The following is a 19,593-nucleotide window of genomic DNA, read 5'->3' as shown; positions in this document are numbered from 1 at the left end:
CCATGCGCATCCTTTTCCTGCTCCTCGCCCTACTCCTGCCGTTGCCCCTCGCAGCGCAGACGACGACACCGGGCAACACGATCACCGTCGGGAGCGGGTCCGCAAGCGACGCCGCCATCGCAACCCGCATCCGCGGTATCCTCGGGCAACTCGACGGGTTCGACGAAGTCCGCATCGACGTCAGCAACGGCATCGTCACGTTCAGCGGCACGGTGCTCGATGCGACCCGGTCCGCCCGCGTGGAAGAGATCGCCAATCGCGTCGAGGGCGTCGTCGCCATCCAGAACGATCTGGTCGCGAGCACCGATCTGGGCGAGCGGCTGAACCCGGCGCTCGAGCGCTTCCAGGACCGGATCGAGCAGCTCATCGCGTTCGGCCCGCTCCTGCTCGTCGCGCTCTGCATCGCCGCCGCCATCGTCGCGCTCGGTCTCTTTCTCGGAACGCGCCGGCAGCCCTGGGACCGCATCGCTCCCAATGCCTTCATCGCCGAGATCTACCGGATGATCCTGCGGCTGGTCTTCTGCATCGTCGCCCTCGTGACGGCGCTCGACATCCTCAACGCCACGGCCCTTCTTGGCACGATCCTCGGGGCGGCGGGCATCGTCGGCCTCGCATTCGGCTTTGCGGTCAAGGATACGGTGGAGAACTTCATCGCCTCGATCATGCTGTCGATCCGGCAGCCGTTCCGGCCCAACGACCTGATCGAGATCGACGGGGACCTCGGCAAGGTCATCCGCCTGACGAGCCGCGCGACGATCCTGCTGTCTCTTGACGGCAACCAGATCCGCCTGCCCAATTCGACTGTCTTCAAGAGCCGCATCGTGAACTACACGCGCAACAAGGAGCGGCGTTTCTCCTTCGAGGTCGGCGTCGCCGGGGATGCCGATCTGGCCGCGATGCGCACCCTCGCCGAGGAGACGGTGGGCGCCCTGCCCTTCACGCTGAAGCAGCCCGCGCCGCTCGCCTGGATCGAACGGATCGGGGACGGCGCCATCTTCCTCATCGTCACCGGGTGGATCGACCAGGAAGTGACCTCCTATGCCCGCGCGCGCGGCGAAGCGCTGCGTCACGTGAAGGCCGCGATCGAAGCGGCGGGGGTCGAGGTGCCGGACACGACGTACCGCGTCCAGCTTCTGGGCAACGCATTGCAGGTGAGCGAAACGCACGAGGACGCCCCCGCGCCGGCGCCCATGCCTGCCCAATCCACCGCGCCGCGCCGGCCGGACACCATGCTCGATCCGGACACCGTGCTCAATCCGGTCGCCGTCGAGGACGCGGCGCTGGAGCGGATCGTCGAGGCAGAACGGGCGGATACCGGCCGGGACGACCTGCTCAGTCACGACGCCAAGGAAGAGTGATTTTTGCCGCGCCACACCCTTGCAGCCCGCGCAACTGGACGCTAGAACGCCCGCCACCTGCTGGGGTGTAGCCAAGTGGTAAGGCAGCGGTTTTTGGTACCGTGTACCGTAGGTTCGAATCCTACCACCCCAGCCAGGTTTCCCGTAATGTGATGTTCGCCCAAGGTCGGAACCTATCCGGTCCAACTTGGCATATCTCTCGAGCAAGACTGGCATCTGGTGGCAATCCGCTGGACTTGTCTTCCAGCATCCTTCCGCCGTGACAGACATTTGCCGACGCGAGACCTCGATTCTGGGGTCGAGGCTCCTTCTCTTTCAAAGCCGAAAGTTCACGGTCGCAACGAGTGCGTTTGATGGGAGTGAGATTTGCAGGCAGCGATCATAACGGGTCGCAAGCCTCCGCCGGTCCTTGAGCCTGCCGGACATGATCTCGATCGGGTTGCGACGCTTGTAGTAGCGAACGGGCGTCTTTCGTATCTTCCGGCCCGTCATGACGGGACGGATCCGGGAAACCCATGCAATGAAGGCGAACGGCGGGGGCAGTGTGCGCAGCCAATGTCCGGACCGGGAAGGCAGGAGAGGTCCGAGTGGGATTATGGACATCAATCGCGATGGCTCGCCTTGTAGCGTCGGGACCCTATTCGCAGTCCATTGTCGATTGCTTGCCGATAGGCCTGAACTTCATTCCCCACGAAATCCAGAAAGCCCTCCTTTCCATTCTCCAGATAGGCCGCGAAGCTCTCGATCATCGCGCTCGCAACGATTACGCCGTCCGCGATCTGTCCGACCGCTGCCGCTTTATCCGGGGTCTTGATCCCGAAACCGACCATTACCGGAAGCGGACTTGCCGCGCGGCAGCGTTCAACGCTGTCTGCAATGGCCTCGGTCGAAGCGGAAGGGCCGCCGGTCGGGCCGACAACCGGGATGCAGTAGAGAAAGCCGCCAACTGCCGGGTGATCGGAGGTGAAATCGGCCTCGTCCAGCGTAGGCGCGGCCATCAGGATCATTTTCAACCCATGCTCGGCAAGCGCGTCCAGCAGGGGCTTTGCCTCTCGCAGGGGAAAATCACCGGCGATCAGCGCGTCGATTCCGGCCTCGGCCGCGCCCGCGGCAAAGCTCTGGTAGCCCATCGCGGCGATCGGGTTGGCGTAGCCCATCAGCACCAGTGGCGTTTCGCTGTCTGTTTCGCGGAAAGCGGCACAGAGTGCGAACGTCCGCTCGAGGTTCCCGCCCGCTGCAAGCGCGCGGCGGTTCGCGGCTTGGATCGCGAGCCCGTCCAGGATCGGGTCGGAAAAGGGATGGCCGATTTCGATCATGTCGATCCCGCTGGCGACAAACGCATGCATCCGGGCGAGCGAGGCGTCGAAGTCGGGATCGCAGGCGACGGTGTAGGTGACGAAAGCCTTGCGCGATGTGCGTGACAGGCGTGCAAACATCGCTCCGATACGGTCTGCGCCCTGAATCATGCGATGTCTCCCGCCGCCAGTATTTCAATGTCCTTGTCACCGGAAGATTGCGCCATCACGACAACGGTCTCATCTGGCGTCAAGGTTGCGGCAATCCGTTCGGCGGCCGCCAGCGCGTGGCCTGCTTCGAGGCAGAGCAGGATGCCCTCGACCTCTGCGAGGCGCGATATTGCGCCACGTGCCTCGGCGTCGGTGGCGGTCGTGGTTTCGATCCGCCCGGCCTGGACGAGGTTGGCCAGCTGCGGGGCTGCGCCGGGGTAGGACAGACCGGGAGAGATCGAAGCTGCATGTTCGATCTGCCCCTGTGCATCGGCGAGCACCAGCGTCTCGGCGCCGTGAAAAATCCCGCGCCGCCCGCGTGACAGACGCGCCGAATGTCCCTCTCCCGCGCGTCCCGACCCTGCGCCTTCCACTGCGATCAGGCGCACTTGGGGATCAGCGAGAAAGGCGGAGAACAGCCCTATGGTCGAGGCTCCGCCGCCTACAGCCGAAACGCAAGCGGCGGGGGCCAGACTTTCCTCGATAAGCTGCAAACGTGTCTCGCGCCCGATCACGGCCTGAAACCGCGCCACGAGGTCCGGAAAAGGGTGCGGGCCAATGGGCGCTCCGGCGACATAGGCGGTCGTGTCGCTGTTGCCCATCCAGTGGCGGATCGCCGCGCTTGTCGCCGCACTGAGATGGCTGTCCGCGTCCGCGACGATGTCGACCTGCGCTCCAAAGAGCCGCATTTTCTTGACGGCCATCGCGTGGCGGGCGGCATCGCCGGCACCGATGGTGATAATGGCGCGCAGACCCAGCCTGGCGGCCACCGCCGCCGTGGCGACCCCGTTCTGCCCCGACCCGGTGTCGCAGACGACGGCGCTCATACCCATCCGCTGTGCAAGCAGGCACTGACCGACCGCTGAATTGGCGTAGTTGCCGCCGTTGAAGGTGAGGTCGTCGCGCTTGAGAAAGATCCTCGCGCCGCCTTTCTCTCTGGAGAAAGCGGGTATTTCAAAGATCGGTGTCGGACGCCCGACGTAGCGGTGCAACAGGGCCTCGAGGTCCCGGCGAAAGTCGGGCGCAGCCCAGGCTTGGGCAAAGGCACTCTCGAGCCGGTCCAGAACCGGCAGCAGGACCGGGGCGACGAACTGCCCGCCAAAGCTGCCGTAGCGGCCATCGATGGCGCGGTGTGCGGGGTGTTCGCTCATCGGCCATGCCCCTCCATGCCGGTTCTGCGCACCAGAACCGCCGCCAGAATGATCAGGCCGGTGATTATGTCCTGCATGAACGTCGAGACACCGAGAATCGTCAATCCGTTGCCGACCACCGCGATGATCGCGGCACCGACGAGCGTGCCCGGAACGTTTGCCTCGCCTTCCCGGAACGCGGTCATACCGAGGAACACCGCTGCATAAGCCGCCAGCAGAAAACCACCGCCGCCCGTGGGGTTGGCGCTACCGATCCGCGCGGTCAGCAACATGCCCACCAAGGCGGACAGCATCGCCGAGCCGACAAAGGCCATCATCGTGTTCGGCACGATCCGTACGCCCGCCAGTCGCGCGGCCTCCCGGTTTCCGCCGATGGCATACAGCCGTCTTCCCAGCTCCACCTTGTCGAGGACGACCCACGCCAGTACGGCGACGCCCAGCAGCCAGAGGGTGAGCGTGGGGATGCCCGCAATCTTGCCCCGTGCCAGGTCGCGAAAGCCTGCCGGGATGTCACCGAACAGCGTCGCGCCGCTCGACAACCAGAACGTCACACCGCCGATGATCGTGCCCATGGCCAGTGTCGTGATGAAGGACAGCACTTCGAAGCGGGCCACGATGAAGCCCGACACCGCACCGAAGACCGCCGCCCCGCCCAGCACCGCAAGACAGGCCAGCGGCGCGGGCACTCCGGCCTTGAAGAGGACCACTACGAGAATGCCACCGAAGGACACCAATGCGGCTGTCGAGAGATCGAATTCACCCACCGCCATCACCAGGGTCGCGCCGATGGCGACGATCGCCAACAGGGTCATCTGCTGGGTGATGTTGATGAGGTTCGAGGCCGTCCCGAACGCACCGGGAGAGGCAATGGAAAAGCCGATAACGATAGCCACGAGCGCGGCCAGCGTACCGTAGCGACGAACGAATGAGGTCATACTGAGGGTTCTTTCGGTGTTGTTCGTTGGCCTTGCTGAAAGGCCGCGTCGATCACCCGCGCGGGCATCAATGCGTCGCCGTCGAGGTCTGCGGTGATTTCACCACTGGCCATGACAAGCACCCGGCTGCTCAGGGCCATCAGTTCATCGAGGTCACTGGTCGTCATGAGGACCGCCGCGCCGTCGGCGGCAAAACGCTGCACCAGCTGATGAATTTCCGCCTTTGCACCGACATCGACGCCACGGGTCGGCTCGTCGAGGATCAACACGCGCATGGGCGTGCCCAACCAGCGGCCAAAGAGGAGCTTTTGCTGATTGCCGCCGGAAAGCGTCAGGGGGCCGTTCCAGGGCGCGTCCATTTTCACCGACAACGCCTTGCGCACGTCCTCGGCACGGGCAGCCATCCTGCCGCGCGAGGTCAAGGGCAAGCCCTTGGCGCGGCGGACCTGCCGCAGATCCGAGATCGCGAGATTGTCGGCGATGGAGCGGCTGACGATGAGCCCTTCGTGACGACGGTCCTCGGGCACATAGGCGGCACCGGCGGCGATCCGGTCGGTGATCCGGCCGGGCCGCAACGAGGTCCCGTCGAGCGAGATCTCCCCGCCCGCGTGAGAGCGCGCGCCCCAGATCAGCTTGAGCAGGGACGAGCGCCCTGCCCCCACCAGACCATAGAGGCCCAGCACCTCGCCCGCGCGGATGTCGAAGGAAACGGGACGCTTTTGCGCGCCGAAGGGGACATCACGCAGGCGCAGGACGGTGGGGCTCCCCGGCGCAGGAGGCTGCGCCTGACCGCGCATTTCCGCGCGGCCGGACATCAGCTGGACCAGACCTGCGCGATCGATTTCTGCGATCCGGCCCGCGCCTACGGTGCAGCCGTTGCGCAGCACGGTATAGCTGTCGCAGATCGCCATCACCTCATCGAGACGGTGCGAGATGTAGAGCACCGCCACGCCAGTGCGGGACAACCGCTCGACTGCCGCATGAAGCCGTGCCGCCTCCCCGTCGGACAAGGAGGCGGTGGGTTCGTCCATCACCACGAGGCGCGGCGGCTGGCCGACCAACGCGCGGATGATCTCCACCAACTGCTTTTGCCCGGTCGTCATCTGACCAACGGGCCGGTCGAGCGGCAGGTCGGGCGCAATGTCACCTGCGGCGGCGGCCACTCTGCGCCGCATCGCAGCCCAGTCGATAAAGCCCCCGCGCCGCGGATAGGGACGCCCGACGAAGGCATTCTCCACCGCCGTGAAATGCGGAACCAGACTCAACTCCTGGTGGATGAACCGAAACCCCAGAGCCTCGGCCTGGTTGACCCCCGCGATGGTCACAGGAGTGCCGTCGATGCGGATCTCGCCCGCGCTCGGGACCAGCAGCCCCGAGAGCGTCTTGATCAAGGTCGACTTTCCAGCACCGTTCTCGCCGACGATACTGTGCACGGATCCGGTCCGCAGGGTCAGCTCCGCCCCATCCAGCGCGCGAACGCCGCCGAAGTGTTTCTTGAGGCCCCGCAACTCCAAAAAGGGCGGTGTGCCTTCGGCCGGATCCGCATCGCTCATTCGCAGGTCGCTCCGAGGCTCTCGCGCGTCACCGGCACGGCGGCGACGTAGATCTCGTCCTGCTCCGGCGCGGTTCCGGCGAGGATTTTCTCGAGCTCCTGCACGCCGACGTCCGCCATCCCGGCAAAGTCCTGCCGCAGGGTCAGGCGGTAATGCGTGCAGGACGCGATCATGTCGACCGCCTGTTCATTCCCGTCGATGCCCATGATGATGGCCTGGGAGTCCGGCAGTTCGGCCTCGAAGGCAAGTTCGGCGCCGATCCCCGGATCATCGAAGGCTGCCCAGACGCCATCGATCTCATCTCCGTACTGGCGCAGGATGTTCTCCATCGCGACGCGGCCGTCGTCGACCGGGCCGGGCACCTGCACGAAGTGTTCGGCGATGACGTTGATGCCGGGATAGCTTTCCAGGGTCTCGTCGAGACCCTGCTCGCGCTGAAAGACACCCGGGTGGGCCGAGTGGTAGAATTTGACGATATCGCCTTCGCCGTCGAGCGCATCGAACAGCGCCTCGGACAGCTGCACCCCGAGGTCGAAATTATTCGAGGTGACGTTGACGGCAACATTCTCGGCCTTGGCTCCGTCGAGCGAGATCACGGGGATCCCGGCCTCGGCCGCCAGGGCGACCTGATCGGCGACCAGTTCGGCGCTGGTGGAGACCAGCACGATCGCATCGACCGAGGCGTTGACCGAGTCTTCAAGGCGGGAGGCCAGCTGCCCGAAATCATTGCGCGTGTCGATCACGGTCACGTTCCAGCCGCGATCCTCGCCCTCGGCCTTGAACGCCTGCACCATGTCGTTGGTGGGGATCGAGCTCATGTAGGGTGTCAGCATGTTGATATTCTGGGCGCATGCGGGCAACGCGAGGCCGGACAGCGCCAGCGCGGCGAGGGACATTCTGAAAAGCGTCATGGTCGTTTCCTCCTTGGGTTTTTTGGCGCTGACAAAGCCGCGCCGTTGGACTTCAGGTCTTGGTAATCGGTTCCAGCGCGGTGATCGCGCCGCGATAGGCGTCGAACATCTGCGCGTAGCGGTCTTGCTGGCCGGGATCGGGGGTAAAGACACGGTCCACGCGCGTCATACGGGGCACGGCGCTGGCCATGTCGGGAAAGGCCCCTATCCCGACGGCGGCGAGGATCGCGGCCCCCAGACAGCCGACATCCGTGCATTCGAACCGGTGCAGCGGCACGCCCAGCACATCGGCGCGGATCTGGCTCCACAGATCGGAGCGCGCGCCGCCGCCGCCGTAGAGCAAGAATTCGGGGCGGCAACCGGCCGCCTCAACCAGCGTCTCGAACAGATGGCGCGCTGAAAAAGCCACCCCCTCCAGAACGGCCATGGCAAGTTCAGGCCCGGCGCTTCGGCTGTCGAGCCCGACAAAAGCGCCGCGGAGGCTGGAGTTCCACAAAGGTGCGCGTTCGCCCTGGAGTTGGGGGAGGAACAGCACGCGCGACGCGCTCCGATCGGCGCTTTCCGCCAGCGTGACCAGCTCCGCCGGGGTTTTCCCCACCGTCTCCCCCCACCAGCGCAGACTGTCGGCACCGCTCTGGGTGGGACCCGCATTGACCGTCAGTCCTTCGACCGGGACAAAGGTCACCACGCCGGGCGCACCGACCCGCTTATCGTTAACGACAGCGAGAATTTCGCTGGTGCCGCTGACATACATCCCCTGCCCCGCGGCGAAACGGCCACAGCCAAAGAGATTGCCCCAAGCGTCCATCGTTCCCGCGACCACCGGTGCGCGCAAACCGGTCTGCCCCAGGGGCATGTCGCCCACGATATCGGTAAAGGCCCGCAGCTGCGGAAGCTTTTCACGTGCGCCGGGCAGCAGGTCCAGCAGCGGGGCGATATACTCCAGATCCAGGCCAACCTGCCCGAAGCTGGAGATCGGATCGGACACCGCCTGCCCGGTCAGTTTCAAGAGCACATAATCCTTGGGTGACAGGACGAGATGCGTGCGCTCCCACAGATCGGGGTGGTTTTCGGCCATCCAGAGCATCTTGGCGAGGACGTGACTGGCCCCGATCGGCATTTGTGCGCCCCACCAGGCCATCTTGTCAGCATCGCTGACACGGGCGTTGATCCAATCCGCCTGGGCGTGCGCGCGCCCGTCCTGCCAGGTGATCGCCGGGGCCAGCGCAGAGCCGTCCGCGCCGGCAAAAACCTCCGTGTTGACCTGACTGCACATGCCGACCGCGGCGACCCGGCGTGCATCACGCCCCTCTAGGACCGCGTCGATCCCGTCGCGCACGCCGTCGACCCAGTGCCGGGGGTCCTGCTCGACCCAGCCCGAGCGGGGCCGATCGGTCGGGTAGCTGCGGCTCCATTGCGCGAGCATCTGGCCTTCGTCGTCGAACAGGCCGACCTTCACGGCGGTCGATCCGATGTCGAAGCCGATGAACCAATCCGCTGCGGCATTCTCTCCCAATTCAGGCATCGAGACCTCCGCGCAGATCGGTGAGCGTGGCGGCCAGTGCCTGAGGTCCGGAGAATGCCGCCCGCAGCACCTGCGAGCCCACGATCACGCCGTCCGCGCCCAACGCGCGCGCCGAGCCTGCCTGCGCCCCGTTCGAGATTCCGAAGCCCAGCAGGATGGGGACCTCGACGCCCGCCGCGCGCAACCGCGCGATCCGGTCTTCCGCGTCGGGATCGACCTGAGCGCGCGGCCCCGTTTTTCCCGCGCTGGCCTGAAGCATGACGTAGAATGCAGAGCGCCGCGCCGCGTCCAGACCGGCCTCCTTGAGCGGCAGCGGCACGAAAGCCGACGCGGGAACGCCGGCGCTCTTGGCGCAGGCTTCGATCTCGGCGGCAACCGGGTCGGCCTCTCGCGCCACCACCAGAACGCTGCTCAGCCCGGCCCAGAATTGCGGGGTCACGCGGCCCGGATGATCGGCGTCGGCATAGCACATGAGTAGCGGCTTCGGCGCGTGCCTCTGCCGCGCAAGCTGGTCCAGTACCGCGTCGAGCTGTCGCCGGGCCTGCCCGCGATCCGCCCGCGCCATCGAAGCTGAAACATCCGGCCCATCGAGGAAGGGATCGGGCGAACTCATGCCGATCTCCAGGACATCGACGCCGCAATCGGCATAGATATCGAGCATTTCGACCGGCACCTCCGGATCACCCAGCGGATAGTAACAGCTCAGCAGCGGACGCGTGATTGTGGACAGAACGCCGGATCGTCTGGGCACTCCGGTTTGGCTGACGGACATCACTTCTCCCCGACCGCAGGGCTGATCTGCGCCTTGCTTTAAGCTCGAAGTAGTCTGGGGCTGTGATGTGCTGTCAAGGAAACCTGCCCGAGGCGCCATTTCCCCTGCAGGATTCGGATAAAACCGGCTTCAGCACCCTTAGGACGTACAGCGCGCCGCCCTGCGATCAGCTCTGGGTAGAACGCCGAAGGAGTTTTTGTATTGCGCCGAGAAGCGCCCTTGGTGCGGCATCCCGACACGCTCGGCAATCCGGGACAATGGCTCCGTGCCCTCGCGGACGAGAGGCCGGGCTGCCTCCATGCGCAGACGGGTCAGGATTTCGTAGGGCGGTGTCTGATAATAGCGCTCGAAGCCCTCGTAGAGCGCCCGCTCCGACACCCCGAGCCGCTGCGCCAATTCGGCAATGCTCACAGGATGCGCGAGCTCACGCCGCAGGATCATCATCGCATGACGCACATGCGTGGGCGTGGCGAAAAGCCGTTCCGGCACGAGTGAACGCCCTTCGAAATACGGCAGGTTGGACACCAGAAGATCAACGACCTCATCGACACGCAGTTGAAGTCCCGGCGCATTGCAGCCCTCGGCCCGTGCGGCCAATGCTGCCAGTTCGCGCATCGCCCGAGACAACGCCCGACCGTGCGCTTTCGTCAGATCAACCACCGGATCGAAGATGATCCCCTCGCCCATCGGTCGGTGGGCCCTTCGCTCAAAGGCCTCGGCCACGGCCTCACGGCTGATCTGCAACATGAGTTGATAGGTCTCGGCGCGCCAACGCGATCGAAGCTGTCGTCCGGGAGACAGGCACAATGCGCGTCCCCGTTCCGAGGCAACCTGTTGACGCCCGATCTCAACCTCGACGCCGCCCCGAATTGGCATTTCCAGCATGTAGAACCCGTCGAAACCCTCCGCCGTGACCTCGACCTCGGTGCCGTAGGTCAGCGTATTGAACACCTGCCCCCCAAAGGACGTGCAGTTGTGCGCGAAACCGATCGCCGCCCCGGACCGCGCCGCCAGTCGATGCTCGCAGTAGGAATTCGAAAGGTGACTCTGCGCCTCTGCCAGATGCGTCGTCGCAAAGCTGCTGAAACTGCCCGTCATTCATGCGGCTCCGTTTCGCGATGTGCTTGCCACCCGGTCGGTCCGATCCGGACACGGCTCCCAACCGAACGCTTGGCGTCCCTGTTATCGCAGGCTCCAGGAACGCGACTGTCCTGGAAAGGTAGCACAGGGGCCGGCGACCTTGTTGCACGGAATTCTGCCCGGGGTTCACATCCATGTCCATCGGCATGGCAGGTCGGCATGTCCGGGCCCGCCCCGGGCGCGACCGCACCGTCCGGTTCGATCCGAGGGCGCCCTTGGCATGCGAGGCCATCGAACAAGCGCGGCGGACCGGCGTCGTCGCGCGTGAAGTTGTCCATCCGGCCCCGCAGCTCTTGCCTCGACGCGCGGGCTGCCCTATCCCCCGCCCGGATCAGAAGGGCGCAGGCGAGACATGCCGCTACTCGTGATGAAATTCGGCGGCACATCGGTCGCCACGCTGGACCGCATCCGACGGGCCGCCAAGCGTGTCGGGCGCGAGGTGGCCAACGGGTATGACGTGATCGTCATCGTCTCGGCGATGTCCGGCAAGACCAACGAGCTGGTTGGCTGGGTCAACGAGACCTCACCCTTCTACGATGCCCGCGAATACGATGCCGTCGTCTCCTCGGGCGAGAACGTGACCGCCGGGCTCATGGCCCTGACCTTGCAGGAAATGGACGTCAACGCCCGCTCCTGGCAGGGCTGGCAGGTTCCGCTCCTGACCAACAGCGCCCATGCCTCGGCCCGGATCGAGAGCATCCCGACGGATAACCTCAACAGCCGGTTCGCCTCCGGCATGCGCGTGGCCGTGGTTGCGGGCTTCCAGGGGATCTCCCCCGAAGGCCGGATCACCACGCTCGGACGGGGCGGCTCGGACACCACCGCCGTCGCCTTCGCCGCCGCCTTCGGGGCGGAGCGCTGCGACATCTATACCGACGTGGACGGCGTCTACACGACCGATCCCCGCATCTCCCACAAGGCGCGGAAGCTCGACCGGATCGCGTTCGAGGAGATGCTGGAACTCGCCTCGCTCGGCGCGAAGGTGCTGCAGACCCGCTCGGTCGAACTCGCGATGCGCTACAATGTGCGCCTGCGGGTCCTGTCGAGCTTCGAGGACAATGGAGCCGATGCGGGCACGCTCGTCTGCCCCGAGGAGGATATCGTGGAAAGCAATGTGGTCTCCGGCATCGCCTATAGCCGCGACGAAGCGAAGATGACCCTCATTTCGGTCGCCGACAGGCCGGGCATCGCCGCGGCGATCTTCGGCCCGCTCGCAGAGGCCGGGGTGAACGTGGACATGATCGTCCAGAACATCTCCGAGGAGGGCCGGACGGACATGACGTTCTCCTGTCCCGTCGATCAGGTGAGGCATGCGGAGAAGGCGCTCGAGGCCTCCCGCGACAGGGGCGACGTCAACTTCGCGGATCTCGTGGCCGATACCGACGTGTGCAAGATCTCCGTCGTCGGCATCGGCATGCGCAGCCATGCGGGCGTCGCCGCCAAGATGTTCGAGTGCCTTTCCTCCGAGGGGATCAACATCAAGGTCATCACCACCTCGGAGATCAAGATTTCCGTCCTGGTCCACCGCAAGTACCTCGAACTCGCCGTCCAGGCGCTGCACGACGCCTTCGGCCTCGACAAGGCGGCCTGACCGCCCGGGGCGGATTGCCGTTCGCAGCCGACGCAATGTCTCATCGAGCGGCGGGAAGCGCCGGTCCGCCGACACCGGCGGCGCACCGTTTCGCGGGCCGCTCGAGACTGGTAGATATGCAGGCCATGGAGATGCAAGACGCCGGACCGCGGAACAGGCCGTCCTGGGGCACGATCTGGCAAAAGGCGTTCTGGACGGGGATCATCGCGCCGCCGCTTACTCCCTGTGCGCTCGGTCTCTATGCGCTCGTCGTCGCGCTGCTGCGCGGCGGGCCCGGGGCCATCCTCTCCGCCGCGGACCCCCTCTCCGTCTACATGTGGCTCTTCCTGCTGCCGGCCGGGTCCTATCTCGTGGGGTTCCTGCCGGCCCTGCTGACGGGCGGGATACTGGGCTGGGCCCTGCCCCGCTTTTCGCATCTGTGGCAGCGCGTCTGCGCCGCCATCGCCTGCGGAGCGCTGACGCCGATCCCGATCGCCCTCGCCTTTGTGCCCCCGGCCGGCGGGCGGGCACCGGTCCCGGAATTCATGGCGCTCGGCGCGTTCTCCGCCGCAGCGACCCTGCCGATCCTGCATCGCCGGCAACGCTCGAACACGGGACGCCGGACATGACCATCCTGCTTGCCTACCCCAGCATCGTGATCGTGCCGTTGATCGTGCTCATCGAGCCTTTGAAGGGATTGGCGCGCGGCAAGTTCCGGCGTCTCATGGTCCTGCAGCTGGCCCTCTTCGTGGTCTGGGCGGCCCTGGGCGGCACTCTTGTCGGAGGCCTTCTTTGGCGCCTTGGCGGCGGGTGCGCGGGTCACGGCGGCAGCTTCGATGGGGCGTGCGGTTATGCCGGTGTCGCGACGAGCGTGATCGCGGGCTACGGGACGGCGGTGGTCATGACGACGATCTGCGGCATTGTCTTCAGGCTCTGGATCCAGCGCCCGGCGAAGCCATGACCACCGCCCCGGCAAACGGCCCAAGGCGCTGACAAGACACTGTCTTCGGCCATGCCGGCGCTTTCGTCCCCGCCAACCTGTTCGCCGCCTTGCGCTCACCCCGTTTCGCGTTTGTTGCGGCCGCGGGGCTCTTTTGCCTCGCAATTGCGCTCGATGCCGCCTTTGGGCGCACGGGGGGCGCGCCCGGCGCCCGTCGCCATAGAAATTCGCGATGAACCGTACGGTTCTGTTTTTCTCCGAAGCGACGGTGCTCTATGTCAGGGGCGGGAGTGAGGATGCAGAGCGACCTCGATTGATGAGCGACAGAACCGAAAGCGCCAGCCGGCGACTGCTTGGGCGACTGAAGCAGGTGCTTGCCGAACCCGCCGAAGGGCAGGAGCGGCTGAACAAGATCGTGCGCCTCATCGCCGAGGAGATGAACACGCCCGTCTGCTCGATCTACCTCTTCCGCGATGCCGATACGCTGGAGCTCTGTGCCACCGAGGGCTTGAAGGAAGAGGCCGTGCACGAAACGCGGATGCGTCTCGGCGAGGGTCTCGTCGGCCGCGTCGCCATGCGCACCCAGCCGATCAATTCCGCCGATGCGACCAAGGAGCGTGGATTCCGGTACATGCCGGAGACGGGGGAAGAGATCTATTCCTCCTTCCTCGGTGTGCCGATCCAGCGCCTCGGGGAGCGGCTCGGCGTTCTCGTCGTGCAGTCCCGCGAGAGCCGGAAGCATTCGGACGACGAGGTCTATGCCGTCGAGGTCGTGGCCATGGTCCTGGCCGAGATGAACGAGCTCGGCGCCTTCGTCGGCGAGGGTGCGGCTCTCGCGGCGCCGCACCAGCAATCGGTCGTCCTGAGGGGCAACATCGCGCAGGAGGGCACCGCAGAGGGCCGCGCCTTCCTTCACGAGCCGCGTGTGGTCGTCACCAACCCATTCGCCGATGACAGCGACATCGAGCGCAAGCGCCTGCGGGACGCGATCGCCGCGCTCAACACCTCCATCGAGGAGATGCTGGTCGGCCTCGGATCCGCCGAAAGCGATCAGCGGCAGGTGCTCGAAGCCTACCAGATGCTCAGCCAGTCGAAGGGCTGGGTCTCCCGCATGGAGGAGGATATCGGCCGGGGCCTCTCCGCCGAAGCCGCCGTCGAGAAGGAACAATCCGCCGCCCGTGCCAGGATGTCGCGCGTTCTCGATGCATACTTGCGCGAACGGTTACAGGATCTCGACGATCTGTCGAACCGTCTTCTCCGGCTCCTGACGGGCCAGGGCGCCGATACCGGCGTGGAGATGCCCGAGAATCCGATCCTGATCGCGCGCAATATCGGTCCGGGCGAGCTTCTGGCCTATGGCCGCTCCCTTCGCGGCATCGTGCTGGAGGAAGGCTCGGTCGGCAGCCATGCCACCGTCGTCGCCCGGGCGCTCGCGATCCCGCTGGTGATCAACGCCAAGCGGATCACGGTGGAGGCCCTCTCGGGAGATCCGATCCTCGTCGACGGGGAGCAGGGCCTCGTCCATCTCAGGCCGGACGAGTATGTCCGCAACGCATTTCGCGACAAGATGGCGATGCAGGCCAAGGCACAGGAGCGCTACGCCTCGATCCGCCGCGTGCCTGCGACGACCGTCTACGGCCCCACCATCGCGCTGCACATGAATGCCGGCCTGATGGCCGACCTGCCGAGCCTGAAATCGAGCGGAGCGGAGGGCGTCGGACTGTTCCGCACGGAGCTTCAGTTCCTCGTGCGCAACAAGGTGCCCCGCAGGGCCGAGCTCGCGGCGCTCTACGCCCGGGTGATGGACGCCGCCGGGGAGCGGCCCGTGGTATTCCGCACCCTCGACATCGGCTCGGACAAGGTCCTGCCCTACATGAAGCCGCAGGACGAGCCCAACCCGGCCCTCGGGTGGCGCGCGATCCGCGTGGGGCTCGACCGCAAGGGCGTCCTGCGGATGCAGCTCCAGGCCCTGATCCGGGCGGCGAACGGGCGGCCGCTTTCGGTCATGTTCCCCTTCATCGCGCAGTACGAGGAGTTCTCCGAGGCACGGCGCCACCTTCTCGACCAGCTCGAGCGGGAGGAGGCCATGGGCCATGTCCTGCCGGAAAGCATCGAGATCGGCGCGATGCTCGAAACTCCGTCGCTGGCCTTCGCGCCACGCCGGTTCTTCGAGGAGGCGGACTTCATTTCCGTCGGCGGCAACGATCTGAAGCAGTTCTTCTTCGCCGCCGACCGGGAGAACGAGCTTGTCCGCCGTCGTTACGACACGCTCAACCTCTCCTTCCTGACCTTCCTCGAGGGCATCGTGCGCCGCTGCGAGGAAACGCGCACGCCCCTGTCCTTCTGCGGCGAGGATGCGGGGCGGCCGCTCGAAGCGGTCTGCTTCGCCGCGATCGGCTTCCGCTCGCTCTCCATGCGGCCCGCTTCCATCGGGCCGGTGAAACACCTCCTGCGCCGCAGCAACCTCGAAGAGGTGCGGGACCTCATTCAGGATGCGCGTCAGTCGGGTGTGCAGAGCGTTCGCGCCGACATGATGGAATGGCTCGGAGATCTGGGCTGAAGTCGTCCCGGACGAAGGCGTCTCAGGCGCCCGGCGCCGCTTGCTCCACCCATTTTTCGACCGGCCCCGCGACGCCGTCCCACTCGCCGGTCCCCAGAACGCGCTCCGGGTTCGTCGGAGGCGGCATGACGACGCCGTCCAGTCTGCGATAGCCGAACCGGCCGTAATACGGGGCGTCGCCGACGAGAAGGGTCCGGCGCCAGCCTTCCTTGCGGGACAGGATCAGCACTTCCCGCACCATCATCGCCCCCAATCCCTCGCCCTGCCGGGTGGGGTGAACGGCGACAGGACCGATGAGCGCGGCGGCATGGCCTGCGATGCGCACCGGCCAGGCGCGGATCGCCCCCGCGAGGATGCCGTCCCCGTCTCGCACGGTCAGGCAGAGGTCACGGACCGGCGGCACGCCGTTTCTCAGGCGATACGAGCTCAGCGCCTCGCGTCCGGGCGCAAAGCACGTATCGAGCAGCGCCTCGACCTCCCAGCCGTCCCCGGCCTCTTCCACGGCCATCACGTAAGGCACCCAGTCTCCCCGCTTTTTCGGAATTTCGGCTGGCGGTGCCACTAGCATGCGCTACGGTCGGCCGCAAAGACAGGAGCCCCAATGTTCTACGAACCCTCGAACGGCCACGGCCTGCCGCACAATCCCTTCAGCGCCATCGTGTCCCCCCGCCCCATCGGATGGATCAGCACGCGCGGCACGGATGGCCATGAGAATCTGGCGCCGTATTCCTTCTTCAACGCCGTGGCCTACACCCCGCCGCAGGTCATGTTCTCCTCGACATCGGCCAAGCCCGACCGGGAGGGAACGAAGGACAGCATGGCGAACATCCGCGACAGTGGCGTCTTCTGCGTGAACATCGTGGATTTCGCTCTGAAGGACGCGATGAACGCCTCTTCGGGACCGCTTCCGAAAGAGGTCGACGAGTTCGACCATGCCGGACTGGAACGCGCCGAATGCGAGACCATCGCCTGCTCCCGCGTCGCCGCGGCGCCGGCAAGCCTGGAATGCCGACTGACAGAGATCATCCGGCTGCCGGGGGAGACGAACCTCGTCGCGTTCGGCGTGGTGACCGGCATCCACATGCGGGACGATTGCCTGAAGGATGGGATCTTCGACATCACGAGCTATCGCGCGCTCTCCCGCTGCGGATACCAGGATTACGCCGCCGTCGACGAGGTGTTCCAGATGACCCGGCCCGGCTGAGGCAGAAACCGGAGCGTCTCCCGCACAAAGAAAAAGGGTGCCCGAAGGCACCCTTTCCCTAAACACACGAAGACGTATCGATTACTCGATGACAGCTTCGATTTCGGTCGCATCGGCATCGTCGCCGGAGGACAGGATCGCGTAGAGCGTGGAGACCTGCTCGTCCGACAGCGTGGCGGTGTCGACGTCGTAGTTGCGAACGGCCAGTTCGCTGGACACGTACTCGCGGATTTGGGTGGACTGACCCATCGTCACGTACATCGGGTCTTCCATGTCCATCTCGTACTGGCTGTCGGCGACGATGGACTCGACAGCGTTCTGCTGCTCGAGCGCCATGTCTTCGGACGACAGGATCACGTAGAGCGCGGACAGCTGGCGGGAGGTCAGCGCATCGACGTCGACATCGGGAGCGACCGTCGCGAGTTCCTGGGCGACCGTGTCGCGGAGCTGGTCGGTTCCGGTCGGGCCGGCGACTTCAGCGTCCTGGGCGAAGGCCATCGTGGACGTGCCGAGAACCAGTGCGGTCGTAATCATGAAACGTTTCATCGTGTCGTACTCCTATCGGTGTGCAGCGGCGGCGCCGCCCTTCGGATTGACAAGAGCGAGTCCCCCGGTTCGGTTCCCGGGGGATGACGAAATTATGTCGTCTCACGCACTTGCGAAGAGGGGCCGGCCGCGCGCTCAGTGGCCCCCGGCAAGCACCCCCGTACGCACCTGGTAATCCGCCGCGACGCCGTATTCGGGATCGTCGTCGCTGTCCGTCATGAGCTGCCCGGCCTTCTGCAGAAGGCGATGGCAGTCGCGGCTGAGGTGGCGCAGCTCTATGCGCTTGCCAGCATCCTCGTACTTCTTCGCCAGCGCCTCGATCGCGGTCAGGGCGGACTGGTCGGCGACGCGGCTGTCGGCGAAGTCGACGATGACGCGGCCGGGATCCTCGGGGATATCGAACAGCTCCGTGAACCCCTCGACCGAGCCGAAGAAGAGCGGCCCCTGCACCTGGTACACCTTGGCACCCTCGGGCGTGTAGTAGGTCTTGGCCCGGATACGGACGGCATTCTGCCAGGCATAGGTCAGCGCCGAGACAATGACCCCCACGACGACGGCGATGGCGAGGTCCGTCAGGACCGTCGTCACCGTCACGAGGATGATGACGAGCGCATCGGCCGCCGGCACCTTGAGCAGGATCGTGAGCGATTTCCAGGCGAAGGTGCCGATGACGACCATGAACATCACGCCGACCAGCGCCGCGAGCGGAATCTGTTCGATCAGCGGCGAGGCGGCAACGATGAAGATCAGCAGGAAGATCGCGGCCGACGCCCCGGACAGGCGCGTGCGCCCGCCCGATTTCACGTTGATCATCGACTGGCCGATCATCGCGCAGCCGCCCATGCCGCCGAAGAAGCCGGTCACGGTATTGGCGACACCCTGCGCCACGCATTCCTTGGAGGAGCCGCCCCGCTCTCCGACGATCTCGCCCACGAGGTTCAGCGTCAGCAGGCTCTCGATCAGGCCGATGGCGGCGAGGATGAGCGCATAGGGCGCAATGATCGTGAAGGTCTCCCAGGTCAGCGGGACCATGGGAATGTGGAACGCCGGAAGGCCGCCCTGCACCGAGGCCAGATCGCCCACGCGCGGCACGTCGATCCCGAAGAGGATCACGATGAGCGCGGTGATGCCGATGCCCGCGAGCGGCGCGGGAATGGCCGTGGTGAGCTTCGGCAGCGCCCAGATGATGGCCATCGTCAGCGCGACGAGCGCCAGCATCAGCATCAGCGGCACGCCCGACAGCCATTCGCCGCCGGAGCTGCCGTGCCCCGTGAGCTCCGCGCTGCCCGGCACCTGGAACTGGCTGAGCTGGGCGAGGAAGATGACGATGGCGAGGCCATTGACGAAGCCGAGCATGACCGGATGCGGCACCAGGCGGATGAACTTGCCCAGGCGGAAAATACCGGCGAGGAGCTGGAGTATCCCCATCAGCACAACGGCGGCGAAGAGGTACTCCACGCCATGCTCGGCCACGAGGGAGACCATGACGACGGCAAGCGCCCCGGTGGCGCCCGAGATCATGCCGGGCCGCCCGCCGATGAGCGCCGTGATCAGACCCACGATGAAGGCGGCATAGAGACCGACGAGCGGCGAGACGCCGGCAACGAACGCGAAGGCCACGGCTTCGGGCACCAGCGCCAGCGCGACCGTGAGACCGGACAGCACTTCGGTCTTCGCCTGGGACGGGCTCATCCGGCCCGGTACGCCCGTCGGCGCGTTCACCCGGTCGGCAAGGTTGGCAAGGAGGGCTCGGGCCATCGGACTACCTTTCACAAGCGATGCCCGGACGCCGGTGTCGCCCTCGGATGACGGGGCACGGCGGGACGATCCGGGGATGTCGGAGGATTTGGAAAAGCCCCTGCCACATTTTTCTGCACCGCAAAAGCCCTTTGCTGCGTCTTTCGAGCAACGCCGGGCCTCCAT

General features: G+C 65.9%; 17 protein-coding genes, 1 tRNA gene and 1 pseudogene. 7 read left to right on the top strand and 12 right to left on the bottom strand.

Annotation, left to right across the window (positions count from 1 at the left end):
- The first annotated feature begins 2 nt into the window (after window positions 1-2).
- Entirely contained in the window at window positions 3-1,358 is a 1,356-nt protein-coding gene (locus RM543_RS06920) for a mechanosensitive ion channel domain-containing protein (protein WP_311690161.1), read from the top strand.
- A gap of 61 nt (window positions 1,359-1,419) precedes the next feature.
- Window positions 1,420-1,494, top strand: a tRNA-Gln gene (locus RM543_RS06915).
- A 179-nt stretch (window positions 1,495-1,673) separates the two neighbouring features.
- Here RM543_RS06915 and RM543_RS06910 read toward each other — a convergent pair.
- The 9 genes and pseudogenes from RM543_RS06910 to RM543_RS06870 form a co-directional block, all read right to left on the bottom strand.
- A pseudogene (locus tag RM543_RS06910) lies at window positions 1,674-1,862 on the bottom strand (IS5/IS1182 family transposase); the annotation flags it as partial.
- A 98-nt stretch (window positions 1,863-1,960) separates the two neighbouring features.
- Window positions 1,961-2,794: a tryptophan synthase subunit alpha gene (gene trpA / locus RM543_RS06905; RefSeq protein WP_311691330.1), complete on the bottom strand. Its 834-nt coding sequence runs from the start codon at window positions 2,792-2,794 to the stop codon at window positions 1,961-1,963.
- Window positions 2,795-2,820: 26 nt separating this feature from the next.
- A complete protein-coding gene (gene trpB, locus RM543_RS06900; RefSeq protein WP_311690160.1) occupies window positions 2,821-4,014 on the bottom strand; it encodes a tryptophan synthase subunit beta in 1,194 nt (397 codons plus the stop codon).
- Window positions 4,011-4,949 carry an ABC transporter permease gene (locus RM543_RS06895; RefSeq protein WP_311690159.1) on the bottom strand — a complete coding sequence of 313 codons (939 nt, stop codon included), beginning with the start codon at window positions 4,947-4,949 and terminating at the stop codon, window positions 4,011-4,013. Before RM543_RS06895 ends, trpB begins: the two co-directional genes overlap by 4 nt.
- Window positions 4,946-6,502 carry a sugar ABC transporter ATP-binding protein gene (locus RM543_RS06890; RefSeq protein ID WP_311690158.1) on the bottom strand — a complete coding sequence of 519 codons (1,557 nt, stop codon included), beginning with the start codon at window positions 6,500-6,502 and terminating at the stop codon, window positions 4,946-4,948. Before RM543_RS06890 ends, RM543_RS06895 begins: the two co-directional genes overlap by 4 nt.
- Window positions 6,499-7,413, bottom strand: a complete 915-nt coding sequence (locus RM543_RS06885; RefSeq protein WP_311690157.1) for a sugar ABC transporter substrate-binding protein — start codon at window positions 7,411-7,413, stop codon at window positions 6,499-6,501. Before RM543_RS06885 ends, RM543_RS06890 begins: the two co-directional genes overlap by 4 nt.
- A gap of 52 nt (window positions 7,414-7,465) precedes the next feature.
- Entirely contained in the window at window positions 7,466-8,938 is a 1,473-nt protein-coding gene (locus RM543_RS06880; protein ID WP_311690156.1) for a xylulokinase, read from the bottom strand.
- Entirely contained in the window at window positions 8,931-9,710 is a 780-nt protein-coding gene (locus tag RM543_RS06875) for a tryptophan synthase subunit alpha (RefSeq protein WP_311690155.1), read from the bottom strand. The genes RM543_RS06880 and RM543_RS06875 overlap by 8 nt, the downstream gene beginning before the upstream one ends.
- 138 nt (window positions 9,711-9,848) lie before the next feature.
- The gene (locus RM543_RS06870; protein ID WP_311690154.1) at window positions 9,849-10,808 is read right to left on the bottom strand and encodes an AraC family transcriptional regulator; all 960 of its coding nucleotides are present in this window, start codon (window positions 10,806-10,808) and stop codon (window positions 9,849-9,851) included.
- A 394-nt stretch (window positions 10,809-11,202) separates the two neighbouring features.
- Here RM543_RS06870 and RM543_RS06865 point away from each other — a divergent pair, with 394 nt between their 5' ends.
- The 4 genes from RM543_RS06865 (at window position 11,203) to ptsP (ending at window position 15,920) form a co-directional block, all read left to right on the top strand.
- A complete protein-coding gene (locus RM543_RS06865; RefSeq protein ID WP_311690153.1) occupies window positions 11,203-12,441 on the top strand; it encodes an aspartate kinase in 1,239 nt (412 codons plus the stop codon).
- Window positions 12,442-12,566: 125 nt separating this feature from the next.
- Window positions 12,567-13,049 carry a hypothetical protein gene (locus RM543_RS06860; protein ID WP_311690152.1) on the top strand — a complete coding sequence of 161 codons (483 nt, stop codon included), beginning with the start codon at window positions 12,567-12,569 and terminating at the stop codon, window positions 13,047-13,049.
- The gene (locus RM543_RS06855; RefSeq protein ID WP_311690151.1) at window positions 13,046-13,381 is read left to right on the top strand and encodes a hypothetical protein; all 336 of its coding nucleotides are present in this window, start codon (window positions 13,046-13,048) and stop codon (window positions 13,379-13,381) included. The genes RM543_RS06860 and RM543_RS06855 overlap by 4 nt, the downstream gene beginning before the upstream one ends.
- Before the next feature lie 295 nt (window positions 13,382-13,676).
- Window positions 13,677-15,920 (top strand): phosphoenolpyruvate--protein phosphotransferase, encoded by a 2,244-nt coding sequence (gene ptsP, locus RM543_RS06850; RefSeq protein ID WP_311690150.1) that lies wholly within the window; start codon window positions 13,677-13,679, stop codon window positions 15,918-15,920.
- Between the two features lie 22 nt (window positions 15,921-15,942).
- On the opposite strand, the gene RM543_RS06845 is transcribed toward ptsP, so the two are convergent.
- Window positions 15,943-16,428 carry a GNAT family N-acetyltransferase gene (locus RM543_RS06845; protein ID WP_311690149.1) on the bottom strand — a complete coding sequence of 162 codons (486 nt, stop codon included), beginning with the start codon at window positions 16,426-16,428 and terminating at the stop codon, window positions 15,943-15,945.
- 93 nt (window positions 16,429-16,521) lie between these two features.
- Between RM543_RS06845 and RM543_RS06840 the strand changes: the two genes are divergently transcribed.
- Window positions 16,522-17,124 carry a flavin reductase family protein gene (locus tag RM543_RS06840; protein WP_311690148.1) on the top strand — a complete coding sequence of 201 codons (603 nt, stop codon included), beginning with the start codon at window positions 16,522-16,524 and terminating at the stop codon, window positions 17,122-17,124.
- An 81-nt stretch (window positions 17,125-17,205) separates the two neighbouring features.
- On the opposite strand, the gene RM543_RS06835 is transcribed toward RM543_RS06840, so the two are convergent.
- Both RM543_RS06835 and RM543_RS06830 read right to left on the bottom strand, forming a co-directional pair.
- Window positions 17,206-17,670, bottom strand: coding sequence for a hypothetical protein (locus tag RM543_RS06835; protein ID WP_311690147.1), 465 nt, complete (start codon window positions 17,668-17,670; stop codon window positions 17,206-17,208).
- A gap of 135 nt (window positions 17,671-17,805) precedes the next feature.
- Entirely contained in the window at window positions 17,806-19,428 is a 1,623-nt protein-coding gene (locus RM543_RS06830) for a SulP family inorganic anion transporter (protein ID WP_311690146.1), read from the bottom strand.
- Window positions 19,429-19,593 lie beyond the last annotated feature (165 nt).

This window comes from Tropicimonas omnivorans, from assembly GCF_031846565.1.
Classification (GTDB): domain Bacteria; phylum Pseudomonadota; class Alphaproteobacteria; order Rhodobacterales; family Rhodobacteraceae; genus Tropicimonas_B; species Tropicimonas_B omnivorans.
This window is presented reverse-complemented; position numbering and strand designations above follow the sequence as displayed.